Source organism: Acinetobacter sp. AL9 (assembly GCF_041464035.1).
Lineage (GTDB): Bacteria > Pseudomonadota > Gammaproteobacteria > Pseudomonadales > Moraxellaceae > Acinetobacter > Acinetobacter towneri.
Genome location: NZ_JAYFSK010000009.1, coordinates 1 through 17,425, shown reverse-complemented (window position 1 = coordinate 17,425; position 17,425 = coordinate 1). Strand labels below are relative to the sequence as shown.

Annotated in this window: 13 protein-coding genes; 7 read left to right on the top strand and 6 right to left on the bottom strand. The window is 42.8% G+C overall.

Annotation, left to right across the window (positions count from 1 at the left end):
- The first annotated feature begins 152 nt into the window (after positions 1-152).
- Both ACEO2X_RS03430 and ACEO2X_RS03425 read left to right on the top strand, forming a co-directional pair.
- Positions 153-1,865, top strand: coding sequence for an electron transfer flavoprotein-ubiquinone oxidoreductase (locus ACEO2X_RS03430; RefSeq protein WP_004975965.1), 1,713 nt, complete (start codon positions 153-155; stop codon positions 1,863-1,865).
- A 408-nt stretch (positions 1,866-2,273) separates the two neighbouring features.
- Entirely contained in the window at positions 2,274-3,407 is a 1,134-nt protein-coding gene (locus tag ACEO2X_RS03425) for a hypothetical protein (RefSeq protein WP_179988487.1), read from the top strand.
- Between the two features lie 137 nt (positions 3,408-3,544).
- On the opposite strand, the gene ACEO2X_RS03420 is transcribed toward ACEO2X_RS03425, so the two are convergent.
- The 3 genes from ACEO2X_RS03420 to tusA all read right to left on the bottom strand — a co-directional run bounded on the left by ACEO2X_RS03420 (position 3,545) and on the right by tusA (position 6,666).
- Positions 3,545-5,005 carry an autotransporter outer membrane beta-barrel domain-containing protein gene (locus ACEO2X_RS03420; protein ID WP_371971083.1) on the bottom strand — a complete coding sequence of 487 codons (1,461 nt, stop codon included), beginning with the start codon at positions 5,003-5,005 and terminating at the stop codon, positions 3,545-3,547.
- Positions 5,006-5,025: 20 nt separating this feature from the next.
- Positions 5,026-5,682: a hypothetical protein gene (locus ACEO2X_RS03415; RefSeq protein WP_317097960.1), complete on the bottom strand. Its 657-nt coding sequence runs from the start codon at positions 5,680-5,682 to the stop codon at positions 5,026-5,028.
- 726 nt (positions 5,683-6,408) lie between these two features.
- Entirely contained in the window at positions 6,409-6,666 is a 258-nt protein-coding gene (tusA, locus tag ACEO2X_RS03410; protein ID WP_004975955.1) for a sulfurtransferase TusA, read from the bottom strand.
- A gap of 197 nt (positions 6,667-6,863) precedes the next feature.
- On the opposite strand from tusA, the gene ACEO2X_RS03405 reads away from it, so the two are divergent.
- Together ACEO2X_RS03405 and lnt are read left to right on the top strand one after the other, a co-directional pair.
- Positions 6,864-7,703: a CBS domain-containing protein gene (locus ACEO2X_RS03405; RefSeq protein ID WP_004975954.1), complete on the top strand. Its 840-nt coding sequence runs from the start codon at positions 6,864-6,866 to the stop codon at positions 7,701-7,703.
- Positions 7,700-9,256 (top strand): apolipoprotein N-acyltransferase, encoded by a 1,557-nt coding sequence (lnt, locus tag ACEO2X_RS03400; RefSeq protein WP_371971082.1) that lies wholly within the window; start codon positions 7,700-7,702, stop codon positions 9,254-9,256. Before ACEO2X_RS03405 ends, lnt begins: the two co-directional genes overlap by 4 nt.
- A gap of 115 nt (positions 9,257-9,371) precedes the next feature.
- Here lnt and gspG read toward each other — a convergent pair whose 3' ends face one another.
- The gene (gene gspG / locus ACEO2X_RS03395; RefSeq protein ID WP_371971081.1) at positions 9,372-9,806 is read right to left on the bottom strand and encodes a type II secretion system major pseudopilin GspG; all 435 of its coding nucleotides are present in this window, start codon (positions 9,804-9,806) and stop codon (positions 9,372-9,374) included.
- A gap of 76 nt (positions 9,807-9,882) precedes the next feature.
- Positions 9,883-11,088: a type II secretion system inner membrane protein GspF gene (gene gspF / locus ACEO2X_RS03390; RefSeq protein ID WP_371971080.1), complete on the bottom strand. Its 1,206-nt coding sequence runs from the start codon at positions 11,086-11,088 to the stop codon at positions 9,883-9,885.
- Positions 11,089-11,239: 151 nt separating this feature from the next.
- Between gspF and ACEO2X_RS03385 the strand changes: the two genes are divergently transcribed.
- The 3 genes from ACEO2X_RS03385 to hslO all read left to right on the top strand — a co-directional run bounded on the left by ACEO2X_RS03385 (position 11,240) and on the right by hslO (position 16,302).
- Positions 11,240-13,462 (top strand): primosomal protein N', encoded by a 2,223-nt coding sequence (locus tag ACEO2X_RS03385; RefSeq protein WP_371971079.1) that lies wholly within the window; start codon positions 11,240-11,242, stop codon positions 13,460-13,462.
- A gap of 72 nt (positions 13,463-13,534) precedes the next feature.
- The gene (locus ACEO2X_RS03380) at positions 13,535-15,376 is read left to right on the top strand and encodes a monovalent cation:proton antiporter-2 (CPA2) family protein (RefSeq protein ID WP_154321101.1); all 1,842 of its coding nucleotides are present in this window, start codon (positions 13,535-13,537) and stop codon (positions 15,374-15,376) included.
- Positions 15,377-15,426: 50 nt separating this feature from the next.
- Positions 15,427-16,302, top strand: a complete 876-nt coding sequence (hslO, locus tag ACEO2X_RS03375; protein WP_004975941.1) for an Hsp33 family molecular chaperone HslO — start codon at positions 15,427-15,429, stop codon at positions 16,300-16,302.
- Between the two features lie 272 nt (positions 16,303-16,574).
- Here the strand turns inward: hslO and ACEO2X_RS03370 are convergent.
- On the bottom strand, positions 16,575-17,425 hold an 851-nt coding region (locus tag ACEO2X_RS03370), incomplete at its 5' end, for an IS66 family transposase (RefSeq protein ID WP_371971078.1).

Below are 17,425 nucleotides of genomic sequence, written 5' to 3'. Positions count from 1 at the left end.
TTGGCTAAGACTCGGTTTAAAACTATACTAGCTCACAATACTTACCCATACTGTAAAAGACACGATTAAATTTGTGTCTGGCAACTAAAAATACTCATGGCAGCACCGTTGCTTGATGCGGTTGCCACCTTCAATTATATGAGGAGTCCTACATGGAACACATCGAACGTGAATCGATGGAGTTTGACGTAGTCATCGTAGGCGCAGGCCCTGCGGGTCTTTCTGCTGCGATCAAAATTCGTCAACTTGCAATTGAAAACAATTTAAATGATCTGTCCGTTTGTGTGGTCGAAAAAGGCTCTGAAGTTGGTGCGCATATCCTTTCGGGTGCAATTCTTGAGCCTCGCGCCATCAACGAGTTATTTCCTAACTGGAAAGAAGAAGGTGCGCCTTTAAATGTGCCTGTGACTGAAGATAAAACTTTCTTCTTGATGTCACCTGAAAAAGCTCAGCAAGCACCGCATTGGATGGTGCCTAAAACCATGCATAACGATGGTAACTACGTGATCTCGTTAGGCAACGTGGTGCGTTGGTTAGGTCAAAAAGCCGAAGAATTAGAAGTTTCTATTTTCCCTGGCTTTGCGGCATCTGAAATTCTTTACCATGCCGATGGTACGGTTAAAGGCATCCAAACTGGTGACATGGGCATTGGTAAAGATGGCGAGCCAACGCATAACTTCACACCGGGTTATGAACTACATGCCAAATACACCATTTTCGCAGAAGGCTGTCGTGGTCATTTAGGTAAGCGTTTAATCCAGCAATTCAATTTGGATAAAGATGCCGATCCGCAACACTACGGGATTGGTATTAAAGAACTTTGGGAAATTGACCCTGCAAAACACAAACCAGGTTTAGTCATGCACGGTGCAGGCTGGCCATTAAGTGAAACAGGTTCGTCAGGCGGTTGGTGGTTATACCACGCAGAAAACAACCAAGTGACTTTGGGTATGATTGTGGACTTGTCGTATACCAACCCACACATGTATCCATTTATGGAAATGCAGCGCTGGAAAACTCACCCTCTAATTAAACAGTATCTAGAAGGCGGCAAGCGTATTTCTTATGGTGCACGTGCTGTGACCAAAGGTGGCTTTAACTCATTGCCAAAATTCACCTTCCCAGGTGGTTCTTTAATTGGTGATGATGCAGGCTTCTTAAACTTTGCCAAAATCAAAGGCTCTCATACCGCCATGAAGTCTGGCATGCTTTGCGGTGAAGCAGTATTTGAAGCGATTGCTGCAGGTGTCGCAAAAGGCGGTGACTTGGCGATTGCTCGCGTAACTGAAGGCGAAGATTTCTTTGTGAAAGAGCTAACGGCTTACACTGAAAAATTCAACAACAGCTGGCTGAAAGAAGAACTTTATAGCGCACGTAACTTTGGCCCTGCAATGCATAAGTTTGGTCAATGGATGGGTGGTGCGTTTAACTTTATCGACCAGAACGTGTTTAAAGTACCATTTACTTTGCATGATTTAGTGCCTGATTTCAGCGCACTCAAAACTGTAGATGCAACCAGCTTTAAACCGAACTATCCAAAACCAGATGGCAAGCTGACTTTTGACCGTTTATCTTCAGTGTTCGTATCGAATACCGTACATGAAGAAAATCAGCCAGCACACTTAAAGTTGACAGATACCTCTATTCCAGTGAACGTAAACTTACCTAAATGGGATGAGCCTGCACAGCGCTACTGCCCTGCGGGTGTTTATGAAATCATGGAAAATGATGATGGTTCAAAACGCTTCCAGATTAACGCAGCCAACTGTGTTCACTGTAAGACTTGTGACATTAAAGACCCATCACAGAACATCACTTGGGTAACACCTGAAGGTGGCGGTGGTCCGAATTACCCGAATATGTAATTGCGAATCGCAATTGAGAAACCCAAAAGCAGTGCCTCGGCACTGCTTTTTTATACACAGTTTACAAAATTACCAAGGTCTCATAATCCCTTACATTTTTCAGGTATTTCTCTATTCAAAAGCAGGCGATTGAATAACTTTCCTTGTTATGCTGTTTTTGCTTATTTTTTATCTTTTCTATTTTTAGTTTTTTATTTCGTTTTTTTCAGACTTGAACAACCGAAAATGTTGTTTTGTCAGCTTTTATACAATGCTATTCGGCATTTTATGCAGCACTTAGCACGGTAGCAAAATGTTGTAGATGCTGACTAAAACTGACTTGAGTGGAGTATAAAGCAGTACTTTGAGTTTTATCTTGCTCAAGCATTTGGTTGTTCTTCTTATTTTCATTAGAAGAGGAATTCCAACATGCTTAATTTAACAGACACCCTCAACCAACTTAAAAATGTGCAGGCACAACCTGCAGTCAGCTTATTTCTACCCACACATCGTACCTTTCCAGACAATCAGCAAGATGTGATTGCTCTTAAAAACCAACTTAAACAACTCGAAGAACGCCTGTTGGCAGACTATGACAAACGTCTGGTGGCACAAATTTTAGAACAGATTCATCATCAAACCAAAGATTTGAATCCCAACTACCATTTAGACAGTCTGGCTATTTTTGCCACAGCCGACAGTGCACAAGTACTGCGTCTGCCATTCCCTACCCAAGAACGTATTGTGATTGATCAACAATTTTCAGTGCGTGATTTTATTCGTGAGCTATCTTATGCAGTGCAATACTATGTGGTAGTGATCAGTCGTGAAGTTGGACGTCTGATTAAGGCCTCCAATGATCGTGTAATCCATGAGTTTTCTGTAGATGACAGCGACTTGAATGAACGACTGCCACATGGTGCATTTCCTGTTCAAAATGATAACTTATATAGCACCAGCGGTGCAGAACGTGCCACAGCCGCCAATGAAGACCGTTTACTCAAAGAGTTTTTAAACCGTGTCGATAAAAATGTGCAAACTGTACGTGCCAGTGAGCCATTGGGCTTGGTCATTGTGGGTGATCGACGCAATATCAGTTTTTATGAATCTATTTGCGACCAACCCAATGCCATTATTTTCAGTGTAGATAACGTCACTCAGCTAGAACAAGGCAGCGCACAACACATTATTGACAGTATTCAGACCGAGCTAAAAAGCCATCAACAACAATTGCATCAGCAACATGCGCAGCAACTGGATGAACTCTATGCCAGTGACCGTGTTGTGACCGATCTGCAGCAAATTTATCAGGCAGTGTTGCAAAATAATGTCGATACTTTATATGTTCAACAAGGCTACATGCAGGCGGGTTGGGTCGATACCGACCAGCAACGAATTTATCTAGATCAAGCGCACGCACCTGACAGCGCACAAGCCACAGACGATGTGATCAACCATATTATTGATGCAGCACAGCAACACGCTGCCAATATCGTATTTATTCCTGCCGATTATTTACAGTCCAAAGCACCACTGACTTTAATGAGTCGCTATGCGGTCTAAAACTCAGTCCATTTGACTGTGATCTAAAAAACAGCCATGCAGATTTATCTACATGGCTGTTTCAATCAAGATTCAAACTTCTCATTCATACGCAAATCTACGCTTTTTCATGACTTTCTCATGAATAAAACGATCAATTAGAATCGAGTCGTTACCGCCAACTGTACCCGATGACTGTCGCTATGTGATCGCCCGCTATATTCATAATTCAAATTGAGAAAACTATGTTGTCCAAAGTGAAGTTGTGAACCTAAGGCAGCATGATATTGACCTTGATCGGCATGCCATGCATCAAACTTCAGTTTCTCCGCTGTGCCTACATAATGGGTATCTAAATATGCTTTTTCCTGAATCGGTTGGCTGTAATACAAGCTGCCTTGCAATTGCCATGCTGGATTCAACTGGTAATTGGCTTGCAAACCTGCACCAAAATTCCAGCGCTGCATCACCAAATCATCTAAGCTGTTGACACCATCCTGCTGAGTTTGTTCGGCATGAACATAATGTTGGAACGAAGCGTCTAAATACGGTTGAATCTGCATTTTTTGACTGAGTGGATAGCTATAATCTAGACGCAAACCTGCGGCATACATTTGTCCATCAAACTGTATTCTTTGTGCTTGAGCATGACCACGCTGCGCGTCAACATCCACCTGCATGCCTTTTAACCATGCCGCGACACTTAAATCACGATTAAGCTGCTGTGCTGTCCCCATAGTTAGTGCATAGGCTTTGCTCTGACTGCTATTTTTTGAGCCTGTTTGTACGGCATCATCTAAGTTCAGTTGACTGAAATCGGCCTGCGCTGCCAAGGTCATCCCTGCCAGTTTTGTTGCCACACCAACACCTTGATGATGACTACGGCGCTCACTATTTAAGCCGACATAATCCATATCATAACTTTGGTAATCACCCGAAAACCAAAGCTGTTTGGGTTGTGCGGTTGCAAAACGCTGTGCAAACTGACGTTCTTGCTTGCTGCTTTCTTCTGCGACATTTAAAACGGTATTGGCATAAAAACTTGGATCAAGTTGATGAAACAGTTGATTCAATGCCTGCGTAGAAACTGTACTTTCAGCAGCATTGCTATAACGTATAGTTTGAGCAAAATTGTTAAATAAGCGATTGGCAAAAACTTTTTCAGCATCTTCCAGCGTTTCTAACTGTTGTTTCTGATCAAGACTTGCTAAAACTACATCTAAATTACGGGCAACCTGAGTACGTCCTTCAAGTTCAGCAGCAAGAGCCGCCACCGTTTCAGTCGATTTACGCTTTGCCGTAATCACCACATCGGTATTGATTGTATCTGCCGCACGTACAGGCTCGCCCGTTGCATTCAGTTCAGGACGATAACTAACTTGTGTCAACTCAAATAATGGATTGCTTGAGCGATAAGCATCGAACTCACGCTGTACGCCTTGTTGCGCACGTAATACGGTAGTTTGTGAACCTTGTGCAGTAATAAGTGGCTGATCAAGTGGCACTTCATCAAACAGGTTCAAAGTCCCTGCCAAATTGGCGGTTCCCGTTACCGTCAGAAAATTGCCAAAACGTGCTTTAAAACCCGCATGTTGCTGCTGATCTGCAGCAATCTGCATCGAATAGTTGCCTGTGATGGTTAAATTGCCTTCGTTTCAAGAAATGCACTGCCTGTTTCGACTTCTAAAGTGTTTTGTGAGGGTTCAAGTTCTTGAATCGTACTACCCATCTCAACTTCAGATGTATCTTGTGGTACTTCAATATCTTGAATCGCACTATCGACCAAGACGGTGTCGGTTAAAACAGGCTCGGCTACTGGTGGAGCTACCACATCGACTGGTTGCTCTACTTCTGACGGAGGTGATTCAAGTGTAGGTATCGTATCAGGCTGATTGACATCATTATTTTCTAAAACGGTAGCATCATCGCTAGGTACAGCATCATTGCTGTCTAAAAGTGAATCTTCAGTTGGTGATGTATTGCCATGATCTGTACTGCCACCACTCAAACCACCACCATTGGATGATACATCGCCATGATCTAGCTCTAAATTCACAGGAGGTTGATCGGTAATGGGTGCAGATGGTGCGACAGGTTGCTCTACTCCGCTGCCAATGCCTTCATTTGTAGTCGGTTGATCTTCTTGGCTGACATTTTCTGCCCCCAACACATCAGTGACTTGAACCGTGCTTGACTGAGAGCCTGAACCCGATGAACAGCCTGAGATACTCATGGCCAATAAACACGCCACACTCAGTGGCTTTAAAGAAAAGTTTTGCTTTTTATCTAAAATCATACCGTACTCAATCAAAATGATGATAACGCAAGATTTATTGATGATTGATCACGTAAAAAATTAAGCAGATTTTGCTCAGTCTAAATGGCATATTTTTTTAAGATAAAGACAATCAGTTAAGCCCCCCAAAATTATTTTTCTTAACTTGACTACTTTAATGCGACAGCTTAATCAGCTTTTTCAGCCTTATAAAACATAAACACTGCCATATAACATTCAAACCAAGCAAAACCCCAAATCTGCTTAATTTTATCCCCAAATGTTCTGCAATCGAACTCAATAAACTGATCGCATTATAGGCTAATTTTTCCATATATTAAAAAATATTTAAAATAATTTTGTTAAACATCAATAACTAAACAATAGACTAAACTCACACTCTAAAAATTATTTCTTATACAACACACAGAGCTTTGTTAGATTTTGCACAAGCACACAACTTGCCCTATAAATGCAGAAAAGTTGAAAAGTCCCTTAAAAAATGTGTAGCAGATAACGCAACTCGTGGATCGTTTCGCCATTTTTTAACTCAAACTGTGAAGCAGGTTGGATTGATGCAAAATTGATGAAAAATTAAAAATAAAGTTGAACGTCATGGCTAAAAACACAAAAGGCATATTTCAACTTGCATGAATTGCAAATGAAATATGCCTATATGGATCACATGACTATTTTATCGTGTTTAAATTATAGTGTTCTAAAAGTGCTGAGGCTAATTTTTGCCTATTAGCCTTTTTTCACCAAATAATGAAATTCTTTATTGCCTTGCTCATCTAAGCGTTCTTCTTGCAATAACAACTCATGCCCCAAATGCATGCAAAATTTTGGAATATCCCAAGACGTCGAATTGTCAGTTGCAAACACTTCAACCACATCGCCAGACTTAGATTTGCGAATGGCTTGATGCAGCATCATCACAGGTTCAGGGCAACGCAAACCGCGGGTATTCAGTTGAATACTAGGTGTGACAGGAAGTTCAGACATGCACAGACTCGATATTAAAACATCGGGCTAGTTTAGCATAAAGCGCAGCCTTGTTTTATGTGTTCCCGCTACGCACAGCAACACATCTCGTGACGTAATTGCCGTCATTTTCTCCCAAGATTAGCAATAGACAACTGTATTTTCTAAGGTATGATTAAGCTAAGTTTTTTAGATATAAAGAGTCTTTAGGAAAGATCATGCACGAGGAATCAGGCCCATCGTGGGGTATGCGTGGCCTAAGAAAATGGTTAGGCACTGCACCAGAAACCCGCGATGAATTGCTAAAATTAGTACAAGATTCACGTCGTTTTTTAGAACCCGATACGGTGGCAATGCTCGAAGGTGTTCTGGATTTACCTGCCACCAAAATCCGTGAAGTCATGACCCCACGTACCGCCATGATTAGCTTACAAGAAGATGATGAGCTACTCGACATTTTGCATGTACTGGTCGAATCGGCACATTCACGTTTTCCTGTGTTCTCATCTGACCAACCCGACAACGTGGTGGGGATTTTATTGGCAAAAGATTTATTGCCTTTACTGACCGAACAAAGAACCAAAGTCGATATTCGCGCCTTAATGCGTCAGCCGTTATTTGTGCCTGAAAGTGCTCGTTCAGACCAAGTATTGCGTATGCTCAAAAACACCCAAACCCATATTGCAGTGGTGATTGATGAGTATGGCACCACTTCGGGCTTGGTTACTTTAGAAGATATTTTAGAAGAAATTGTCGGTGAAATTGAAGATGAACACGACAATATTGACGAAGAAGCAGAATACATCATCCCCGATCACGACCCAAAAACGGCAAATACTTGGTTAGTACAAGCACTTACACCAATCGAACATTTTAATAATGTTTTAGATGCAGATTTTTCTGACGATGAAGTAGAAACTGTGGGCGGTTTATTGCTTCAGGAAATTGGTTTGGTGAGTGATTTGCAAGGACAAGTGATTGTGATTGGCAACTGGGAGTTTACCATTCTTGAAGCAGATGCCCGCACTATTCATCTGATTCGAGCCGTACGTCAATGAGGACTTTTTTTTCCAAGCTGTCTAATCCTGCAGAACATCAACAACTGCCCTTAATTTATCCATTAATCATTGCCCTATTGGCAGGTGCAGTGTTTAGTTTGGCACTTGCTCCCTATCATTACTGGTGGATTGCCTTACTTTCACCTGCTTTGCTGTATGCGACTTTAAGCAAACGCACCCCGAAACAGGCCTTTTTGATTGGTTGGTCTTACGGGATTGGGTTGTGGTTTGTCGGAGCATTTTGGCTCTATACATCCATTCACGTCTATGGCGACACCAATGCCTTTTTAAGCGTGCTGATGATTGTCATTATGGCGCTGTTGATGGGTTTGTTTACTGCCGTACAAACGTGGTTATATCGTCGGTTTTTCCCTGAAACACCACTGACTTTTGCACCGCTATGGGTATTTTTTGAATGGGCGAAAACTTGGGTCTTTACAGGTTTTCCATGGCTGTTTGCAGGTTATGCCTTCACCGAACGCTTTTTGGATAGCTATGCACCGTTGTTTGGTATTTTCGGGGTGTCTTTTGTGGTCATCTTGCTGGCCTGTGCGTTGGTTGAAGTCCTTAAAAAGCGTATCTTCTGGCTGATTCCATCGGCAATTTTACTTTTGGGTGCATGGGGTGCAGCACAACTCAGTTTTGTAACTGCAAAATCTGAAAAGCCACTCTCGGTTTCTCTGATTCAAGGCAACATTCCTCAAGACTTAAAGTGGCTAACCGAATACCAAATTAAGACCTTGGAAATTTATACCCGCTTGACCCGAACTGAATGGGGACGCGACATTATTGTTTGGCCTGAATCATCCATTCCAATGTTCCAGACCGATATTGAACCGTTTTTGGATGCCATGAAAACACAGGCTGAAAAAACGGGCAGTTCGTGGGTGACAGGTATTCCGTATTGGGACTTGCCTGAATCACAAGTGCAGCAACATCCAATGTATTACAACAGCATTATGGCAACGGGAGATGCGGCTGAAGGCTTGTATAAAAAGCAGCGTCTGGTGCCTTTTGGTGAATATATTCCGCTTTCAGGCTTACTGAGTTGGGTACTACCTGCGATGCAAAATGACCCATCCATGAGTGGCTTCTCACGTGGTGCATCTGAGCAAAAACCACTCGCAATTAAGCAGCATCATTTGGGGGCAGCCATTTGTTATGAAGTGGCTTATCCAAACCTGACCCGTCGCAATGCCAGCAAAAGTGACTTTTTAGTAACAGTATCCAATGATGCGTGGTTTACGGGTACTGCAGGGCCGTTGCAACATTTACAAATGGTACAAATGCGTGCCAAAGAAAATGGACGTTGGTTTATTCGTGCCACCAATACAGGGGTGACTGCATTTATTGACCATCATGGACATATTGTCAAACAAGCGCCAATGGATCAGGAGTTTGTACTGCGTGGAGATCTGCCTGCCATGCAAGGTCAAACGCTGTACACTCAACTCAGCGATTGGCCTGTGCTGATTTTCTCATTGCTGTTGTTAATTCTAGGGTGGATTTATCGACCACGTCAGGTAGATGTATCGTTTAAATCACGTCGTTAATAATACTGTTCAATAGTGCTTAGAAACGACCATTCATAAAAAAACCGAGCGCTTAATGCTCGGTTTTTTTTATGGAAACTCACTAAATCAATATATAGACTCAGTTTATCTTTCATTAAGGCTGATAATAAATATCGGCATCGGTGCCTTCACCGCCCTGCTGACCATCTGCACCAAAAGAATACAAGTCAAACGCTCGACCTTCTGAACCTGGAATGACATATTGAATGTCATTGTCCCAACTGTCTTTCGGATAGCCCCCTTTCACATAACCGCCTGGCAACCAGTTTTTAGCCGAAGCAGGCTGATTCACTAAGGCATCTAAACCACCGTCTTGCATTGAAGGATATTTTTGATTATCAAGTTTGTATTGATCGAGTGCGCCAGCCACACCTTTTAAGGTAATTACCGTGGTATCGACTTTGGCTTTTTCACCACGTCCCATTACATTCGGTACGATTAAAGCCGCCAACACACCTAAAATTACAATCACCACCATGACTTCAATCAGGGTAAAACCTGACTGTTTGCTCGATTGCTTCTGTTTCATTCAATCTCTCTCATTTATTTATATCAATTCGACATTAATTTTTGGTTCAGTTTGAAGAACCTTGCTTTAAATTGATTTAAATCATATTGTTCATATTCACAATTGGCAACATGACCGCAATCACAATCACCAATACAATACTCGCCATCAGTACCAACATCAACGGTTCTAATAGTGCCAAAAGAGTGGAAATAAGCGTAGTCACTTCACGGTCTTGCATGTCTGAAGCACGTGACAGCATACGGTCTAACTCGCCCGAAGCTTCACCACTTTTGATCATTTGTACCATCATCGGTGGGAAATAACCACTACGCTCCAATTGCGTCGCCAAGTTACCACCTTCGGTGACTTTTTCTGCCGCCAAATTGACCGCATCTCGAATGACCCAGTTGTTACTGACCGCAGCACCAATTTTTAGCGCATCCACCAAAGGCACACCCGACTGAGTCAAAATAGACAAGGTACTGGCAAAACGCGCAGCATTAATCCCACGTGATAATTTTGCAAATAACGGCAACTTTAAGGTTAAACGGTCAAAGGCATAATGCCCTGCGGTGGTGCGTAAAAAACGCGCCATCAACAATACTCCGACCACAGAAACCACCAGTAAAAATGGCCATGCAATACGAATAAAGTCACTGGCTTTCATTAATGCCACGGTGATCCACGGCAAGGCGTCTTTACTTTGATCAAAGGTTTTAACGATGTCAGGTACAACATAGGTCATTAGACCCATCACAATCGCAAAAGACATCAGCATTAAAATGATGGGATAAATCATCGCCCCTTGAATTTTTTTCTGCATGGCAAAGCGGTTTTCGGTGTAATCTGCCAATTGTTCCAGAATTAAATCCAAATGCCCCGAACGCTCACCTGCGGCTATGGTGGCAATATATAAGTCTGGAAAACGCCCCGATTGTTGTAAAGCATTGGCCAATGAATAACCTTCCAATACTTTGGAACGCACCGACATCAGCAAATTTTGCACATGGGCTTTTTCACTTTGTTTACCCACAGCGCGAACGGCTTCTTCTAAAGGAATCGCAGCAGCCACCAAAACCGATAACTGACGGGTCAGCAAAGCCAAATCATAGGCTGTGATTTTTTTCTTAAACCACTGTTTACCACTGTGTTTATCTTTTTGTTCAACGGCATCAACACTGACAGGAATCCATTCTTTGTCGCGTAATTGCTGACGGATTTGTCGTGCAGAATCACCCTCTAAAACACCTTTTTGCTGCTTCCCTGAAGCGTCAATGGCCGTAAATTGATATGCTGGCATTGTAATGCTCTAATTTTCCAAAATTTCTTGCAACGCGGTTGCGTCTGACCACTAAAATCATTCATATTCTTAGATATAAATTCTGTGCTCACTCTAACACATGCCAAAGTCGAGCACGAAGCCATTTTCACAGGACGATACGACTTTTTCTATGCCAGATTCAACTTTAGACCGACAGCCTGTTTATCGTATTCGAGTGGCTGTGCCTGTGTATCTTTACGACTGCTTCGATTATATGCTCAGTGCAGCTCAATATCAGCAAGCAGAAGTGGGCGCACGGGTCTTGGTTTCTTTTGGTCGGCAAAACTTGGTCGGGATTATTGTCGAAAAACTGGCACTCGATACCCCAATTGATCCACGTTTTAAACTCAAAGCCATTAGCGAACTGTTAGATGAGCAAGCGATTTTAGACCCTAAAGTTTTAACTTTGTTGACATGGTCGGCACAATATTATCAATTCCCGATTGGTGAGGTGATGCAAAGCGCCTTGCCTAGTTTATTGCGCCAAGCCAAACCCTATAACTTATTAGCACGTACTTGGAAATTGTTGGATGCACATGCCGAAGCCAAAATTACACGTTCGGAAAAACAGCAAGAAGCCTATAAAATTTTAAAGCTGCACCCTTCGGGAACTTCTGAAAATATTTTAAATTTGGCAGGCATTGAAACAGCAACCCTAAAAGCCTTGGCGAATAAAGAAATTTGCGCATGTGTTTTGGAAGCCCAAGATTTTAGCCCAATGCCAGTGACTTTGGCGCAAATGCCTTTAACCCCTAATCCAGATCAGAAAAAAGCCATCGACAGCGTACTTAAAGTACGGCAGCAATATAAGGCATTTTTACTGGATGGTTTAACGGGTAGCGGTAAAACTGAAGTGTACTTACACATCATGCATGAGGTACTAAAACAGGGCAAACAAGTGTTGGTGTTAGTACCTGAAATTGGTCTAACGCCACAAACCATTAGCCGTTTCCAATCGCGTTTTCACTGCCACATCGCCCTCTTACATTCAGGTTTAAATGATTCTAAGCGTTTGCAGGCGTGGCAAGCCGCACAAACGGGCAAAGCCTCGATTATTTTAGGTACACGTTCTGCGATTTATACCCCATTGCCAAATTTAGGCTTGATTATTTTAGATGAAGAACACGACCTGTCTTTTAAACAGCAGGAAGGTTTTCGCTACCATGCCCGTGATGTTGCGCTCTATCGTGCCCATCTGGAAAATTGCCCTGTTATTTTAGGTTCGGCAACTCCAAGCATTGACAGCTATGCACTAGTCGATCAAGGCAAAATGCAATGTCTGGAATTAAATCAACGCGCGGGCACGGCACTCATGCCCAAAATCCACCTGATTGATTTAAAAATTGCCAAAAAACAGCACGGTATTAGCCAACAATTGATTGATGAAATCAAAAAACGCTTGGCTAAAAAAGAACAAGTTTTGGTGTTTTTAAACCGACGCGGCTATGCACCCGTATTGATTTGTGAGAGCTGTGCATGGCAAGCCAAATGCCCGAATTGTGATGCCAACTTTACCTTGCATCATCAACCTTATACACATTTGCATTGCCACCACTGCGGTACGATTCATCGTAAACCTGAGCAATGCCCTGCCTGCAACCATGCAGAACTCAAACCAATTGGCATGGGCACTGCCAAAGTCGAAGACAGTTTAAACGAGCTGTTTCCCAATGTAGATGTGATTCGGGTAGATCGTGACTCAACCAGTCGTGTTGGCAGTTGGCAAAAAATTTATGACCGTATTCAACGCAGCGAACCACTGATTTTATTGGGCACGCAAATGCTGGCCAAAGGGCATCATTTTCCGTATGTGACATTGGTGGCAATTTTAGATATTGATTCAGGCTTACTTAGTGTGGATATTCGCGCACCTGAACGCACGGCTCAACTGATTGTGCAAGTGGCGGGACGTGCAGGGCGTGGTGAGCATAAAGGTGATGTTTATTTGCAAAGTGTGCGTCCTGATCATCCACTTCTCACCACATTGGTCGAGGGAGATTACCGCAAGTTCGCCAAACAAAGTTTAAAAGAACGCAAAGCTGCACAATTACCGCCTTATCGTTACAGTGCTTTGATTCGCTGTGAATCTAAAAGTCAGGAATTAAACCAGCAATTTTTACAACAACATGCACAATGGCTTAGAGAACATTCAGAACAATTAATTGAAATTTGGGGGCCGATTCCTGCGCCAATGGAACGTAAAGCAGGACGTTTCCATGCACACATGGTGTTGTTGTCTAAAGATCGGGCACGCTTACATTTTTATATCAGGAACTGGTGGCAAAATATGTTGCATGAAAAGCCATCCAGCATGAAACTAAGTTTAGATATAGATCCGCAAGAATTTAGCTAATACTGTAAATTGAAACTTAGCTGTATCAGCACTTATTTCAATAATCCACCGCTTTAAACTTTGGATGACCACATGTCCTTATTGTTACAAATAACCATTTTTCTAGGCGCTTCATTGGTTTTGGTTCCCTTACTAAAACGCTTTGGTATTGCGACCGTATTGGGCTATTTGTTTACAGGCATTTTGCTAGGGCCTAGCGTATTCAATATTGCCAGCGACCCCGATGATATTCAGGAACTGGCAGAATATGGTGTGGTGTTCCTGATGTTTATTATTGGCTTAGAACTGCGTCCACAACGGCTGTGGGAAATGCGCAAGCCCATTTTTGTTTTGGGTAGTTTACAGGTCGGCATCACGGGTATTCTACTTGCAATCTTGGCTTTTTTTGCCTTACAGCAAGGCATTGCCTCAAGTGTGGTGATAGGTTTTGCACTGGCACTTTCCTCTACAGCCTTTGTGCTACAAATGTTGCAAGAAAAGCAGCAACTCAACAGCAGTTATGGACAACAATCCTTTTCCATTCTGCTGTTTCAAGATATTGCCGCCATTCCTTTAATTGCCATCATTCCCATGTTAGCAGGTGCAGAATCGACTCATCATGGCATTGCTTATTTTGCTGCAATCATGGCGACCTTTAGCGGTTTGTTCTTATTTAGCCGTTATCTCATGCGTCCATTTTTTCGTTTTGTGGCTAAAAGTGGCGCACATGAACTGATCACTGCTGTCGGTTTATTCATTGTACTTGGCGTGGTCAGCATTATGGATGTGCTGGGCATTAGCACCACCTTAGGTGCATTTTTAACAGGCGTATTGTTGGCAGATTCCGAATTTAGACATGAGTTAGAAGCCAGTATTGCCCCATTCAAAGGCTTATTGCTAGGCTTATTTTTTATGACCGTCGGGATGAGCACCGAACTGGCAATCTTAATGAATACCCCTTGGCTGATTGTAGGCGGTGCATTGCTGCTCCTGCTCATCAAACTGATTAGCCTCACGGCCATTGCCCGTTATTTCCAATATTCTTGGCGCAATAGTTTGTTGTTGGCGACTTGCTTGGCACAAGGCGGTGAGTTTGCCTTTGTGGTGCTCAGTGTCGCACAAAGTGAAAGTGTGCTCAGCCAGGCCATGCTGCAACCACTGACCTTAATTGTGACTTTGTCGATGGTGTTGACCCCAATTTTATATTGGTTGATGAGCAGTCAAATTATTCCTCGCTTAGAACGTGAAAAATCGCCTGAATATGACGAAATTCCCGATACACATCACCCCATGATTATTGCGGGTTTTGGTCGTTTTGGACAAATTATTGCCCGTGTGGCGTACTTGCAGCATCTGCACTTTACTGCCATCGACAGCAATATGGATAAAATTGATTTTGTGCGGAATTACGGCGGTAAAGTCTATTATGGCGATGCCACTCAACCTGAAATTTTACGTGCCGCAGGCATCGAGCATGCCAAAATCTTTATTCTAGCCATTGATGATATTGAAGACTCAATGAACGTGGCACGGCATATTCGCCTGAATTATCCAGCGCTAAAATTACTGGTACGCGCTCGTGATCGTCATCATGTGCACTTATTGCGCGATTTAGGCGTTACCTATATTTGGCGTGAAACGTATTTATCCTCTTTAGGCATGGCCTATCAGGCTTTGCGCGATTTGGGCATTAATGAAAAAGATGCCTATAAAAGCATTGAGTTGTTCCGTGATTATGATGAACAACTCTTGGCACAACAGCAGCACATTTATACCGATGAACAAAAAGTATATGAAACCCATCGTAACGCTTTGGCAGAACTGGAACACCTGTTTGAAAGTGATGCACAAAACCGTGAAATGCCCTTGGGTGTCGATTTAAAACGCGGCTTGCATAGCAGTCATATTGATGTAACACGTGATGCAGCAAACTGACTTGTGTTTTACAATATTGCCACCATTAAAACAGGGTTATGGAGAATTTTATGTCTGATTTACGCCAACGCTTTTTTATTGAAGATAGCCCTGTTCGTGGTGAAGTAGTTCATCTCGAAGAAGCTTTGCAAACCATTTTGAAACAACGTGATTATGTGCCTGCGGTACAAGTGTTGTTGGGAGAAATGCTTTGCGCCACTGCCCTACTGGCCAGTACCCTAAAAATTAAAGGGCGTATTAGCTTACAAATTCAGGCATCTGGCACATTTAAATGGGCCATGGCGGAATGTAACCACTTGGGTGAAGTGCGTGCGTTGGCAGACTACGAACAAGACCCGCGCTTTTTAAGCGCTGAAGACAGCAGTACCGTCCTGAAAAGTTTGGTCAGTCCTGTACTGTTTATTAATATCGAGCCTGAATTTGGTGAGCGTTATCAAGGTATTGTGCCTTTGGACAAAGCCAATTTAGCTGAATGTTTAATGCAGTATTACGACTTATCGGCACAAATTCCAACTCGTATTGTGTTGGCAAGCAATGCCGAACGTGCGGGCGGTTTGCTGATTCAATTGTTGCCGCGTAACAGTGAAGAAGAACAACAACGGGTCGATGAAGATTTATGGCCGCGTGTGACCATGCTGACTGAAACCTTAAAAGCGGAAGAATTGACTGATTTAGACGTCAATGAAATTTTGTACCGTTTATACAATGAAGAACAAGTGCGTTTGCCTGAAGTGGAAGCCTTACGTTTTGGTTGCACTTGCTCCAAAGAGCGCTGTGCCAATGCCTTAATGCAAATTGGTGTTGCTGCGGTACGTGAAACTTTGGAACATCAGAACCCTATTACTATGGATTGTCAATTCTGCAGCACACAATATAGCTTTAGTGCCGAAGAAGCCTTAGGTTTATTTGGAGAACATCTCAGTTAAATGGCATGGTGAATACCATGATTAATATGTGATGTAATGCTGAAAATTCATCAAAAATGAGCAGTACATTCTGCTCATTTTTTATTTACGTGATGACCATCGTCAAAACCTATTATTTTATTACTTTTCATGTGATTAATTCCACAAAACTTTCATGCAATTACTAGAAAATACCGCGTAAATTGGGTATAAATAATCCCATATTTTTTTTATGCCTTTATATATTTTAGGCTGCTTCTTCGTAAGCGTCCGCTGAACCCCATGCCTATTTTTTAATTCGGTTCAGGTTTCCAGCGGTGTGGTAGCAATTCTTCAATCTGAGTCACTTTATGTGTCGGCAACCTTTTCAGCACATCACTTAAATAGGCATAGGGATCCAGCCCATTCAGCTTTGCTGACTGGATTAATGTCATAATATTGGCTGCTCGCTGACCGCTGCGCAGCGAACCTGCAAATAACCAGTTCTTACGTCCCAACGCCCAGGGGCGCATCTGGTTTTCCACCCAGTTATTGCAAATAGGTAGATTGCCATCATCCAGATAGCGGCTTAAGGCTGGCCAACGCTTCAGAGTGTAATTGATCGCCTTGGCGGTAGGAGAACTCGATGGCACTGTCAGATGATGTTGGTTGAGCCATTCATATAGTTGTTGCATCACTGGTTGACTATGCTGTTGTCGGTATTCGCGGCGGTCTTCCGCTGTACCATCGGTCTTTTTCCTGAGTTCTGCTTCTATCGCATACAGTTTCTGAATCAGCACTAATGCCTGTTCAGCGACCTGACTTTTCCCAGTTACATGCAGTTCATGGAATTTACGACGTGCATGGGCCATGCAGCCCACCTCAATGACCTGACCTGATTTAAAGCGTGCTTTATAACCACTGTAATCATCACAGACTAGATAACCCTGCCAGCCTTTCAAGAACTCTGCAGCATGCTGGCCTGAACGACTATCCTGAAAGTCATAGATCACCGCCTGAACTGGATTGTACTGTGTGGTGGCATAGGCCCAGACATAACCTTTCTTCGGTTTTTTATCATTCTCACCCATCCGCATGATGGTGACCGGTGTTTCATCTGCATGCAGCACCTGCTGTTGTAGTACCACCTCTTTTAAGGCATTGG